Genomic DNA, 13,218 nt, shown 5'->3' on the forward strand with positions numbered 1-13,218 from the left:
GTGAGAGAAAAAGTATTAATTTCCACTGGAGGTTCTGGAGGACATGTCATTCCTGCAATTACAATTCATGACCATTTAAAAGAAAAATATGACACAATAATCTCAACAGATTCTAGAGGATTAAAATATTTAGAAAAAAATGATTATAGATATATTTTAATAGATACACCAAAGTTTAATAGCTTAATACTTTTTCCATTTAAATTATTTAAAGTCTTAATATTAACAATTAATTCTCTAAAAATATTAAAAAAAGAAAAAATTTCTTACTTAATTTCAACGGGTGGGTACATGTCTTTACCTTTATGTTTAGCAGCAAAAATTCTAAATATTAAAATTTTTTTAATTGAACCAAATATGGTTTTAGGAAGAGCGAATAAATTTTTTTTAAATTTTTCTAAAAAATTAATTTGTTATTCAATAAACTTAAAAAATTATCCAAAAAAATTTGAAAACCAAAAAAAAATTATAAAACCTTTAATAAGAAAAAAATATTACGGATCAAGTTTATACCAAAAAGATTTAAATTTATTTACCATCATGATTATTGGAGGTAGTCAAGGAGCTAAAATTTTTGATACACTTATTAATGAAACAATTTTGAGTATCTCAAAATATTGCTTAATTAATGTAATCCATCAAACTAGTGAAAAAAACATAAACTATTTAAAAAATTTTTATAAAATTAATAACATAGAAAGCAAAGTTTTTAGTTTTGATCAAAATTTAAACGAACTCCTGAAACAATCTGATTTATGTATATCAAGGTCAGGTGCTTCAAGCTTAGCTGAAATGTCATTAATGAATGTTCCTTTTATCGCCATACCACTTCCTAGTTCTAAAGATAATCATCAATATGAAAATGCTAAATATTATTATGATAAAAATTGCTGTTGGATAATTGATCAAAAAAAATTTGATAAAAAAAAATTTGAAGAATTATTGTTGAAAATATCAAATAAAGATGAAGATTATGTTGCAAAAAAAGAAAATCTAAAGAAATTAAATTATCAAAATACTTGGAATAATGTTAATCAAAATTTATTGGAAATTTTAAATGAAAATTGAATTAGCTAAATCAGAAGTTATTCATTTTGTTGGTATAGGCGGAATAGGGATGAGTGGCCTGTCAATGATTATGAAGAGAAAAGGTTTTAAAGTTCAAGGAAGCGATATTTCAAACAATAAAAATATTAATAGGATTAGAAAAGAAAAAATCAAAGTTTACTTAGGACATAAAAAACAAAATATAAGTCAGGCTACAATTTTGGTTGTTTCTTCAGCAATAAAAAAAAATAACCCAGAATTAATTGAAGCAAAATCAAAAGGTCTACCAATATACAAAAGAGGTGAAATGCTAGCAAACATTGTGTCTCTTTCTAAGAATATTGTTGTCGTTGGATCTCACGGCAAAACAACAACTACTTCTTTAATTGCATCAATTTTTCAGAATACAAAAATAGACCCAACGATTATTAATGGAGGAATTATAAATTCGATAAATAATACAGCAAAATTAGGTAAAAGTGATTGGTCTATATTAGAAGCAGATGAGTCTGATGGTAGCTTTATATTTATTCCACCAACTTACTCTATAATCACTAACATTGATAGAGAGCACATGGATTTTTATAATTCGATGAAAAAATTAAATAAATATTTTATTGATTTTGTTGAGAAGGTTCCATCTTTTGGAAAATCATTTATCTGTTTAGATGATAAGAATAACAAAAATCTAATAAAAAATATTAAAAAGAAAAATTTCTATACATACGGTGAAGATCCTAAATCGAACTTTTCTATAAAAAATATAAATCAATTTAAAGAATTTTCAAAATTTGATTTATTAATAAAATTACCAAATAAAAAAAATCGATATTTAAAAAATATAACAATCCCTCTACTTGGAAATCATAATATTAAAAATGCGGTTGCTGCTCTTGCGGTATCGTTGACTGTTGGAATATCAATAGTTAACATAAAAAAAGGACTTAAAAATTTTAAAGGTGTTCAAAGAAGATTTAATAAGATTTTTTCTTTTAATAATGTTGATTTTTTTGATGACTATGCACATCACCCAACTGAGATAAGAGAAGTACTTAATGGGGTAATGAAAGTTTATAAAGGTTATGAGAAGATATGTATTTTTCAACCCCATAGAATATCAAGAGTAAAAGATTTAAAAAAAGAGTTTAGTTTCGCTTTTAGAGATGCTGATAAAGTAATTTTATTTCCAATTTATAATGCTGGTGAAAAAATGAAACTCGGATTTAGTTATCTTAGTTTTGCAAAACAAATTATCAAAAATTCGAGGGTTGAATTATTAATGATAGAGGATCGATTTCAATTAGCAAAATATGTAAAAAGTAATATTTATGGAAAAAAAATTGTCATTGGTATGGGTGCTGGTTCAATTTCAAGCTGGATGAGAGAATTACCTAAATATTTATAATGAAAACTAATTTGAAAGAACTGTCAGAAGAGTTTGGTCAAAACCTAAAGTTAGACTGTGATTTAAAAAAAAAAAATTGGTTTAATATTGGAGGTAAAGCTAAAATTTATTTTAAAGCAGATAATTTAAAAGATTTAATCAAATTTTTAAAAATTATAGAAAATAAAGAAAATATTTTTGTCTTAGGTGGAGGATCAAACACATTGATAACTGACGATAAATATGATGGTGTAGTAATCAAGCTTGCAAATAATTTTAATAATTTTTCAGTTCTATCAGATGATATAATTATTGCAGGAAGTATTGTTAGTGACAAAGCATTATCAGAATTTGCATTAGAAAATAGTTTAGGTGGTTTTGAATTTTTGTCTTGTATACCAGGCACAGTTGGCGGTGGAATTAAAATGAATGCAGGCTGTTTCAATAGAGAATTTAAAGATGTTCTTGTTTCGATTCAAGCAGTTACTAAATCTGGTCAGGTAATAACTATACCTGCAAAAGATATAAATTTTAAATACAGAGATAGTGGTTTATCTGACGACCTTATTTTTTTAAGCGCCTCCTTTAAAGGCTTTAAGAAAGAAAAAGAATTAATCCAAAATGAAATGAATTTTTTGAAAGAAAAAAAAGAAAAAGCACAACCAACAAGAATTAAAACCAGCGGAAGTACTTTTAAAAACCCTTTAGATCAATCTGAAAAAAAGGTTTGGGAACTAATAAAAGATTCGGTTCCATTAGATATTTCTTTTGGTGATGCATATATTTCAGAAAAACACTGTAATTTTTTTGTAAATAAAGGTAATGCTAAATTTAAAGACATGAAGAATTTGATCGAATATGTCTCAAAAAATGTCTTTGAGAAAACAGGTGTAAAGTTAGAAACTGAAATTAAAATTTTAGAATAAATTGAAAAAAAAAATATTAATACTTTCGGGTGGAATATCAAAGGAGAGATTAATAAGTCTTGATACAGGTAAACAGGTTGCCCAAGAGCTAAAAAAAAATGGATATAAAATTCAGATTTCTGAACCAGATAGATTTTTATTTTTAAATATCAAAAAATTTAAACCTGATATAATTTTTAATGCATTGCATGGTCAATTTGGAGAGGATGGATATATCCAAAGTATTTTAGAGAAATTTAAAATTCCTTATACCCATTCTGGTGTTGTTGCTTCATCTATAGCTATGGATAAAGAAATTTCAAAAAAAATTTTTGTTAAAAATAAAATTATTACACCAAAATTTTTTATTTATAATTATGATTATAAATCTTCTGAGTTAATAAAAAAAATTCAGTCAAAATTAAAATTCCCTGTAGTAATAAAACCTTTAAATGAGGGTTCAAGTGTTAATGTTTTTATTTGTAACAAATCTAATCTAACTCAAAAAGTAAAATCATTAAAAGATTACAAAAAAATTATGATTGAGGAATTTATTGGAGGAAGAGAAATTCAAGTAGCAATTATGGGTAATAAAAAACTTGGAGCAATTGAATTAAAACCCAAAAGAGCTTTCTATGATTATCAAGCAAAGTACAACACAAATGCAAAAACTAAACATATAATCCCTGTTGATTTACCAAATAAAAAATTAAATCAAGTACTGAATATTGCGTTTAAAGCACACAAGATCATTGGTTGTTCTGGTGTAACACGTTCAGATTTTAAATATTACAAAGGAAGATTTTATCTATTAGAAATTAACACACAACCTGGTATGACAAAATTATCTCTTGTACCTGAAATAGCTTCTTATGAAGGAATTAGTTTTTTGAAATTAATTGAATGGATTTTAAAAGATGCATCAAAGAAAAAGTAAAAAAATCTTAATTTACTTTTTTTTATTTATTTTAGTAGGTTCGATAAATAATAATTTAATAAGTAATTTAAAATTTAAAAAAATAAAAAATATTAATATTTTTGGTTTAGAAGAAAATGATCAAAAAATAATACTTAATAATTTAAAAAATCTAGATTTAAAGAATATTTTTTTTATTAATAAAAAAAACTTCCAAAATATAATTGAAGATAATTCATTAGTTGAAGAGTACAATGTTATAAAAAAATATCCTCATTCAATTGATATTAATATAAAAAAAACAAATTTTATTGCTAGGATTAATCAAAATGGAGAGCTTTTCTTGGTTGGAAATAACGGCAAATTATCAAAAAATAATAATTTAGAAATACAACTACCATATATATTTGGGAATCCAGAAATAATTAAAATTTTAGAATTAAAGAAAATTATTGATCAATCAAATATTGAATATTCACAAATAAACACATTATATTATTTTAAATCAAATAGATGGGATTTGAAATTAGATAAAAATATAATAATTAAATTGCCTGAGAGAATTCAAAAAGAAACCTTAAATGAAATTTTAATTTTTTTAAAAAATAATAAATTAGAAAATAAAAAGATAGTGGATGCAAGAATAAAAAATCAAATAATAATTTTAGATGAATGAAGAAATAAATTTTGAAACTTATTTAATTATTTCTTATGGAAAGTTTGAAATATATTTACTAGATATTAAAAATTATAAAAATATACATCATGAAGAATTTAAATTTAAATCTGATTCAGAAAAAATAGAATTTAATCTTTTAAGTGAATTTTTGGAAAATAATATTTTTAAAATTGAAAAATTAGCTGGAGATTTTGTAAATAAGATTAATGTCATTATTGAAAATAAATCATTTCTTATCTCTGATATATGTATAAAAAAAAAAAATTATTCTGGAGAAATTACCAACTTAATTTATAAAAGCATGCTTACAGATATTAAAGATTTATTTAAAGAAAATTACAATCATCATAAACTTATTCACATGATAATAAATAAATATAAAATTATAAATGATGAAATATGTTTAGAGATTAAATTAATCTCTATTTCAAATTTAATTTTATTTGAAATAGAAAAAATTTTAAAAAAATATCAAATTCAAGTTAATAATTATTTAGAAAAAGAATATGTAAATCAATTTTTGAAAGATGAAAATTTCGATATTTCACAAAAAGCAAATAAGTTACTTAATGGACTAAATAATAATGAAGTTAAAATAATTTCAAAACCTAAAAAAAAGCATGGATTTTTTGAAAAATTTTTTCAATTATTTGGTTAATTTTGTTTTTTCTTGTAATAATAATTGTTTTTAAATAGTCGATCATACGAAATAAAAGTCACATGTGCCTTATTTAAATCAAAAAACAATTAAAAATAGTATTTCATTTAGTGGAGTTTCTCTTCATAGTGGTTTGAATGTGAATGTTCGTATTAAACCAGCATTTCCCAATTTTGGAATAGTTTTTAAGAGAGTGGATTTGAAAAGTAATAATCTTGTTTATCCAAACTTTATGAATGTAACTAATACGTCTTTAAATACTACTATTGAAAATGAATTTGGAGCTAAGGTTTCAACTATTGAACACTTAATGTGTGCATTATTTGGGATGGGTATAGATAATGCATTAATTGAAATTGACAATGAAGAAGTTCCAATACTAGATGGATCTGCAAAAGTTTTTATTGAAAAAATAATTTCAGCTGGGATTGAAGTTTCTGAGTCTCCAATAAAAATAGTTAAAATAAATAAGGAAGTAAAATATTCTGAAGGTAATCGTTATATAAATATCAAACCATCAACTTTAAGTTTAGATATTGATTTTGAACTAAAATACAAAAACTCAATTATTGGAAATCAAAGAAATAAATTTAAAATATACGAAGATGATTTATCCGAAGTCTATAATTCAAGAACATTTTGTTTGTTTGAGGATATAGAGTTAATTAAAAAAAGTGGCCTTGCTAAAGGAGGGAGTTTGGATAATGCTGTGGTAGTTAAAGGTAAAGAAATTTTAAATCCAGAAGGCCTAAGAAATAAAAAAGAATTTGTTAATCATAAAATTTTAGACTGCATAGGTGATTTGTATACATGTGGTTATAGAATGATAGCTAGTATTGAGTGTTCGCAAGGTGGTCATTACCTTACAAATCAATTGTTGAGAAAAGTTTTTGAAAAAAAAGAAAATTTTTCTATTTTAGAAATTAAAGAAAAAAACCTTCCTTATTCTTTAATCAATAAAGGCTTTTTGAGATCGATTGCCTAATTTGTAATAATAAAAGATAACTTTAAAAAATCTAATTAAAAAGTATAACAAATATTATGAGATCAACTCTGATAGTATTATTATTTGTCTTATTAGTATCTTGCTCAAAAGAAAATTTAAAACAATCTAAAATATCTGAAAAAAGTTTGGACATGCAAGTTTATGAAGCTTATTCAGAAGGGTTGGAGTCTTTAGAGTCTGGTGATGTGTTATTTGCTGCAAAAAAATTTAATGAAGCAGAAACTTTGTTTCCACAATCGATTTGGGCTCCTAAATCTGCATTAATGGCAGCTTATTCTTACTATACACAAGATTATTATGGTGACGCAGTTGCCGAATTAATAAGATTTAAAAGAGTTTATCCCCTAAGCGATAATATCGATTATGCAAATTATTTACTAGCAATTTGCTATTATGAGCAGATTGTAGATGAAAAAAAAGATTTAAAATCAATTATTAATGCAAAAGAAACTTTTCAGTATGTCATTAAAAATTATCCTGATACAGAATATTCACTAGACTCAGAATTTAAATTAGATCTTATAAATGATACGTTAGCATCAAAAGAAATGTATATTGGCAGATATTATTTGGAAAGAAAAAAATGGATTTCTGCAATTAATCGATTTAGAACTGTAATAGACGATTACGATACCACAGTGTATGTAGAAGAAGCACTTCATAGATTGGTAGAGATTTATTTCATATTAGGTTTAAAAGAAGAATCTGAGAAATATGCAAATTTATTAGGTTATAATTATAAATCATCTAAATGGTATGAAAATTCTTATAGAGTATTTAATCAAAATTATAAAAAGAAAAATTTAATTAAAAAAAAAAAGAAAAATTCTATTTTAACTCGAGCAAAATCTCTTTTTAATTGAGATGAATAAAATAAAATTACAATTAAAATATGAAGAAAAAATTCAAAAGTTAAACATATTAAATAAATTATATTTTAATGAAAATAATCCAAGTGTTTCAGATGCTGAGTATGATAAATTAAAAAAAGAAATAATTCTTTTAGAACAAAAATATAACTTTTTAAATTCTAAAAATTCTCCCTCAAAAAAAGTTGGTTATAAACCCTCTAAAAATTTTAAAAAATCTTTACATAAAGTTCCGATGCTTTCACTTACAAACGCTTTTACCGAAGAAGATTTAAAAAATTTTGAAAAAAAAATTTTAAACTTTTTATCTAAAAATGAGGAATTTAAAATTACTTATAGTGCTGAACCAAAAATAGATGGAATATCTGCCTCTCTAACGTATAAAAATGGAGAGTTTTACAAAGGTCTTTCAAGAGGAGATGGAAAAGAAGGTGAGGAAATAACTGAAAATCTAAAGACAATAAAGGATATCCCTAAAAAAATTTCTTATAAAGATTTTCCAGAGGAAATCGATATTAGAGGGGAAGTATTTATTCAAAATAGTGATTTTGAAATTTTAAATCAAAAATTTGCAAATCCCAGAAACGCAGCATCTGGTTCATTGAGACAAAAAAATCCAGAAGAAACAAAAAAAATACCTCTGAAATTTATTGCTTACACTTTTGGATATGAAAAGGGTTTAATTGTTAACAATCAATTTGATTATTTGAAAAAATTAAATGAGTGGGGTTTCAAAACAAACCCATTAAATATTTTAACTTCAGGTATTAAAAACTTAATGAAAAATTACCAAGATATTGAAAAAAAAAGAGCTGATATAGATTTTGATATAGATGGAATAGTTTACAAGGTTAATGATTTTGCAATTCAAAAAAGATTAGGAAATGTAGCTAATGCTCCAAGGTGGGCAATTGCTCACAAATTCTCATCTAATAAAGCTGTCTCCCAAATTATAGACATAGAGATACAAGTTGGTAGAACTGGTGCCCTAACTCCAGTAGCAAAAATTAAGCCAATAAACATTGGTGGAGTTATAGTTTCAAATGCAACATTACATAATGAAGATGAAATTATTCGAAAAGATATCAGAATAGGAGATACTGCTGTTATAGAAAGAGCAGGAGATGTTATACCCCATATACTTTCTGTAGATATAAAAAAAAGATTAAAAAATTCAAAAAAATTTATTTTTCCAGAAAATTGCCCTTCATGTGGATCAAAAACAATTAAAGAATTCAACAAGATAACAAAAAAAGTTGATGCTGTCAGGAGGTGTTCTAGTGAAGGTTATTATTGTGATAAAATATCAATTGAAAAATTAAAACATTTTGTTTCAAAAGAAGCATTTAATGTAGATGGTTTTGGAAAAAAAATAGTTGAAAGCTTTTGGAAATTAAAATTAATAAAATTTCCTCAAGATATTTTTAAATTAGATTATTCTAAAATTGAAAAACTAGACGGTTGGGGGAAACTATCTGTTCAAAATTTAAAATATTCAATAGATCAAAAAAAAAATATTTCTCTAGAAAAGTTAATTTATTCATTAGGGATAAGACATATTGGATTAGAAAATGCAAAATTGTTATCTAAACATTTTGTAGCATTTTCAAAATTTAAAAATTTATCTAAACAAAGTGACTATGAAGATTTATTGAATATTGATGGGATTGGTGAAACTCAGGTAAATTCAATTAAAAGTTTTTTTTCAAATGAAGCAAACCTAAAAGTTTTGAGTGAATTAGAAAAAGTTCTAGTGGTAAAAAATACTATTCAAAATTCTGAGGATGGTTTGTTGAAAAATAAAACTTTTTTAGTTACAGGGAAATTAAATGGAATTAGTAGAGCAGAAGTTAAATCTTTGATTGAAGAAAATTCTGGAAAAACGGTTAGTAGCGTCTCTAAGAAATTAAATTATTTAATAATTGGGGACAAGCCGACAAAGAAGAAAATAGATAGTGCCAAACAGCTTAAAATAAATATTATAGATCAAGCTGAATTTTTGAAAATGCTAAATAAAACTAGCTAGCCATTTTCTCTCATTTAGATTTAAATATTCAGATATTTTTGAATAAACTTCAAAGTGATATTTAAATAGATAGTTCTTTTCATTAAATGTTAATAAATCAAAATTGATCAAATCTTTTTCTATGGGTGCCATTGTTAGATTTTTAAATAATAAATTTCTCTTTATTTTTTTAACGTAAACTAAATTTTCAATCCTGATTCCATATTCATTAGTTTTGTAATACCCAGGCTCATTGCTTAAAACCATACCTTCTTTTATTTTAATAGTATTTATTTTTGTAATAGATTGAGGTCCTTCATGAACATTAAGAAAAAAACCTACACCATGTCCTGTACCATGTGCATAATCTAAATTGCTTTTATTTAAAAATTTTCTTGCTCTTTTATCAATTTTTTTACCTGTATCATCTTTATTAATATCTGTCGTAGCTACAGCAATATGACCTTTTAAAACTTTAGTAAAAATATCTTTGATATTTTGTTTTTGTTTTGAAAAACAAATTGTTCTTGTGACATCTGTTGTGCCATATTTATATTGGCCTCCGGAATCGCAAAGGAAAACATCTCTCTTATTTATAACTCTGCAATTTCCTTTTTTTGCACGATAATGAACAATTGCACCGTTTTTGCCAGATCCTGCAATAGTATCAAAACTAGGATAAAGAAAGTTTTTATTTATTTTTCTAAAATTCTCTAATTTCTTGGCAGCTTCTACTTCTGTAATTTTTTTTTTATTGATTTTTTTTATCCAGTATAAAAATTTTGTTAATGCAACACCGTCAAAGATATGAGCATTGATCATATTTTTAATTTCAGTTTTATTTTTAATTGCTTTTAAAAGATAAATTGGATCTTCTCTTTTTGTGATATTAAATTTAGACTTAATTAAATTTTCATAAAATATTGAACAAGATTTATCATCTACAATAAAGTTTTTTCCCTTAAGATGTAGTATTCTACTTGGTAAATTATTTTCATCTAAAAATTCATCTTTCTTAATAACTTTATTTTTTAATAATTGCTTACACTTTTTAAGATTACTTATAAGTAGTATTTTTTTTGATTTACTTATAAGCAATCTTGAATTGGGGATTGGGCTGTTAGGTCCATCTCTACCTCGTATATTTAAAGTCCACGCAACGTTTTCTGGTGCACTTATAAAAATATAATCAGATTTATTTTTTTTTAAGTATTTAGTTATTTTAGTTAATTTGGAATTAACACTTTCACCAATAATACTTTTATCTAAAGAAAAAAATGGAACAGAAATATCCTCTTTCTGTTTTTTTATTTCATCAATTAAATTTTTTTCAACATATTTAATCTTATTAAATTTTAAAAAATAATTTTTAATTTGAGTGTTGGTAAATAATTTTGGATCTATTCCAAGTGTAAGATTTTTAAATAAACTACAATTTATTAATTTTTCAAATCCATAAATTTTAAAATTTTTCCCACTCTCAATTTTACTTTGAATTGTGTATCTTCCATCAGTAAATAAATAATTTTTATTTTTAAGAATTATTGCTAATCCAGCGGATCCACTAAAATTTGAAATAACTTCTAATCGATTTAATTTTGAATATTCTGTAAAAAAATCATCATTTTTTGGAATTACATAGCCATCAATTTCATATTTTTTAAATTTACCTCTTAATAATTTTATATAATGTTTCATTTAATTCTCTTTTGATATCTTATCCACCCAGGACTTCTTGTTCCTTCTTCAATTTCAAAATCCTGATTAAACTCAAAATCATCATCATTATTAATTTCTTCATCAAAGAAAGAATTTTTTTCTAAATGTTTTTCTGGTAACTCATCAATGAATCGCGAAGCCATACTGTCTATCCAATCCCCTTGATAAAATCTATTCATTGAAAAAGAGATTATAGCTTTCTTCTTTGCTCTTGTAATTCCCACATATGCTAAACGTCTTTCTTCTTCTAGGCCATTTTGACCTTTTTCTTCAATAGATTTTTGATGTGGAAATAATCCTTCTTCCCATCCAGGCAAAAATACAACATCAAATTCCAAACCTTTTGCTGCATGCATGGTCATCATATTAATTTTTTCACCATCCCATTCTTGATCTACAGAGGTTGCTAAAGACACATGCTCCAAAAAACTTTCTAAATTATCAAATTCTTTCATAGCACTTAACAACTCTTTGATATTTTCTAGTCTATTTTCATTATCTAAATCTTTTTTATTTTTAAGCATTGCTGAATAACCAGACTCATCTAAAACAATCTGTAAAAGCTTTATGTGATTTGATTTCCTTATGGTTAAATCATTTCTCCATTTATTTAGTGAATTAATAAACAAGCTAAGTCCAATTTTAGCTTTTGGCTTAATTAAATTTTGCTCAAGCATTTTTTGTGATGCTCTTTCTAAATTTAAATTATTTTCCTTAGCAAACTCGTGAATGTTTTTTAAGGTACTATCACCTATTGATCTCTTAGGGTTATTTACTATTCTTTCAAAAGCTAAGTCATCTTTCTCTTGGTGAATTAATCTTAAATATGCAACACAATCTTTAATCTCAGCTCTTTCATAAAATTTTGTACCACCTAATATTCTGTAGGGCATACCAATTTTCAGAAATCGCTCTTCAAATTCACGTGTTTGAAAAATGGCTCTAACTAAAATTGCAATATTGTTATACGAAAATTTTTTTTTAATTTTTTTTTCTATTTCATCAGAGACACCGATTGCTTCATCTTTACCATTTTTAAAACAGTTTAATTGAACCAAATCACCTTCTTCCATTGTAGTGATCAATGTTTTTCCAACTCTATTTTGATTATTAGAAATTAGGTTTGAAGCAACTGATAAAATATTTTGCGAAGATCTATAATTCTGTTCTAATCTTATTACTTTTGTATTTTCATAGACTTGGTCAAACTCTAAAAAATTTTTAATCTCAGCACCTCTCCAGCTATATATTGATTGATCATCATCACCAACACAGCAAATATTTTTATTTTTTTCAGATAGAAGATTAAGCCATTTACTTTGAATAAAGTTTGTGTCTTGATATTCGTCAACCAAGATATATTTAAAATTTTTAGAATATATATCTCTAATATCAGGGTTAAATTCTAAAATTTTTACTGTATGTAAAATTAAATCACCAAAATCACAAGAATTTAAATCTGTTAATTTTTGTTGATATATTTTGTATAATGGAAGAACAGTTTTCTCATATATATCTTTTTTATTTGTAATTACTTCTCTAGGATAAAAACCTTTATTTTTCCATCTATCTATTATTGCAAGTATAAATCTTGGAGATAATTGTTTGATATCGATATTTTCTGCTTTGCATATATTTTTTATTAATCTAATTTGATCATCAGTATCTATAATAGTGAAATTCGAGTTTAATTGTGCAGCTGAAGCATGTTTTCTTAATAATTTTGCACAAATTGAATGAAAAGTTCCTAACCAAGAAAGACCAACAGCAGCAGATCCCAAAATTTTACTAACTCTATTTTGCATTTCCTTAGCTGCTTTATTTGTGAATGTGACCGCTAGAATTTGATTTGGAAAAGCTTTTTTTTCCTTAATTATATTTGCTATTCTTGATGTTAGAACTTTAGTTTTCCCTGAACCAGCACCCGCTACTATTAAAAGTGGACCGTCAAGATGCATTACAGCCTCTTTTTGTGCTTCATTCAAATTATTTAAATATTCTCTATTTATCATTCAAAATAATGTTTTATA

General features: G+C 24.8%; 11 protein-coding genes. 9 read left to right on the forward strand and 2 right to left on the reverse strand.

The window, feature by feature from the left end; all coding sequences use genetic code 11:
• The 9 genes from ACTTBO_RS02675 to ligA all read left to right on the forward strand — a co-directional run bounded on the left by ACTTBO_RS02675 (position 1) and on the right by ligA (position 9,490).
• Positions 1–1,068 (forward strand): UDP-N-acetylglucosamine--N-acetylmuramyl-(pentapeptide) pyrophosphoryl-undecaprenol N-acetylglucosamine transferase, encoded by a 1,068-nt coding sequence (locus ACTTBO_RS02675; RefSeq protein WP_440656268.1) that lies wholly within the window; start codon positions 1–3, stop codon positions 1,066–1,068.
• Complete coding sequence (gene murC, locus ACTTBO_RS02680; RefSeq protein ID WP_440656269.1) at positions 1,058–2,452, forward strand: UDP-N-acetylmuramate--L-alanine ligase; 1,395 nt, start codon at positions 1,058–1,060, stop codon at positions 2,450–2,452. The genes ACTTBO_RS02675 and murC overlap by 11 nt, the downstream gene beginning before the upstream one ends.
• The gene (gene murB, locus ACTTBO_RS02685) at positions 2,452–3,357 is read left to right on the forward strand and encodes a UDP-N-acetylmuramate dehydrogenase (protein ID WP_440656270.1); all 906 of its coding nucleotides are present in this window, start codon (positions 2,452–2,454) and stop codon (positions 3,355–3,357) included. The genes murC and murB overlap by 1 nt, the downstream gene beginning before the upstream one ends.
• Before the next feature lies 1 nt (position 3,358).
• On the forward strand, positions 3,359–4,273 hold the full coding sequence (locus tag ACTTBO_RS02690; RefSeq protein WP_440656271.1) for a D-alanine--D-alanine ligase: 915 nt from the start codon (positions 3,359–3,361) through the stop codon (positions 4,271–4,273).
• Complete coding sequence (locus ACTTBO_RS02695) at positions 4,254–4,928, forward strand: cell division protein FtsQ/DivIB (protein WP_440656273.1); 675 nt, start codon at positions 4,254–4,256, stop codon at positions 4,926–4,928. Before ACTTBO_RS02690 ends, ACTTBO_RS02695 begins: the two co-directional genes overlap by 20 nt.
• Complete coding sequence (locus ACTTBO_RS02700) at positions 4,921–5,589, forward strand: hypothetical protein (protein WP_440656275.1); 669 nt, start codon at positions 4,921–4,923, stop codon at positions 5,587–5,589. Before ACTTBO_RS02695 ends, ACTTBO_RS02700 begins: the two co-directional genes overlap by 8 nt.
• 64 nt (positions 5,590–5,653) lie before the next feature.
• On the forward strand, positions 5,654–6,574 hold the full coding sequence (lpxC, locus tag ACTTBO_RS02705) for a UDP-3-O-acyl-N-acetylglucosamine deacetylase (protein WP_440656277.1): 921 nt from the start codon (positions 5,654–5,656) through the stop codon (positions 6,572–6,574).
• A 56-nt stretch (positions 6,575–6,630) separates the two neighbouring features.
• Positions 6,631–7,458, forward strand: a complete 828-nt coding sequence (locus ACTTBO_RS02710; protein WP_440656279.1) for an outer membrane protein assembly factor BamD — start codon at positions 6,631–6,633, stop codon at positions 7,456–7,458.
• Position 7,459: 1 nt separating this feature from the next.
• Positions 7,460–9,490 (forward strand): NAD-dependent DNA ligase LigA, encoded by a 2,031-nt coding sequence (gene ligA, locus ACTTBO_RS02715; RefSeq protein ID WP_440656281.1) that lies wholly within the window; start codon positions 7,460–7,462, stop codon positions 9,488–9,490.
• Here ligA and ACTTBO_RS02720 read toward each other — a convergent pair.
• Positions 9,473–11,167, reverse strand: coding sequence for a M24 family metallopeptidase (locus ACTTBO_RS02720; protein WP_440656283.1), 1,695 nt, complete (start codon positions 11,165–11,167; stop codon positions 9,473–9,475). The two genes, ligA and ACTTBO_RS02720, sit on opposite strands and share 18 nt — an antisense overlap.
• On the reverse strand, positions 11,164–13,200 hold the full coding sequence (locus tag ACTTBO_RS02725; RefSeq protein ID WP_440656285.1) for an ATP-dependent helicase: 2,037 nt from the start codon (positions 13,198–13,200) through the stop codon (positions 11,164–11,166). The genes ACTTBO_RS02720 and ACTTBO_RS02725 overlap by 4 nt, the downstream gene beginning before the upstream one ends.
• Between the last annotated feature and the right edge of the window lie 18 nt (positions 13,201–13,218).

It is taken from the genome of Candidatus Pelagibacter sp. HIMB1509, assembly GCF_052047855.1.
Taxonomy (GTDB): Bacteria; Pseudomonadota; Alphaproteobacteria; order Pelagibacterales; family Pelagibacteraceae; genus Pelagibacter.

Coding starts and splice junctions, on each gene's coding strand:
- murC (WP_440656269.1), top strand. CDS start 1,058: ATGAAAATTGAATTAGCTAAATCAGAAGTTATTCATTTTGTTGGTATA.
- murB (WP_440656270.1), top strand. CDS start 2,452: ATGAAAACTAATTTGAAAGAACTGTCAGAAGAGTTTGGTCAAAACCTA.
- ACTTBO_RS02695 (WP_440656273.1), top strand. CDS start 4,254: ATGCATCAAAGAAAAAGTAAAAAAATCTTAATTTACTTTTTTTTATTT.
- ACTTBO_RS02700 (WP_440656275.1), top strand. CDS start 4,921: ATGAATGAAGAAATAAATTTTGAAACTTATTTAATTATTTCTTATGGA.
- ACTTBO_RS02710 (WP_440656279.1), top strand. CDS start 6,631: ATGAGATCAACTCTGATAGTATTATTATTTGTCTTATTAGTATCTTGC.
- ligA (WP_440656281.1), top strand. CDS start 7,460: ATGAATAAAATAAAATTACAATTAAAATATGAAGAAAAAATTCAAAAG.
- ACTTBO_RS02720 (WP_440656283.1), bottom strand. CDS start 11,167: ATGAAACATTATATAAAATTATTAAGAGGTAAATTTAAAAAATATGAA.
- ACTTBO_RS02725 (WP_440656285.1), bottom strand. CDS start 13,200: ATGATAAATAGAGAATATTTAAATAATTTGAATGAAGCACAAAAAGAG.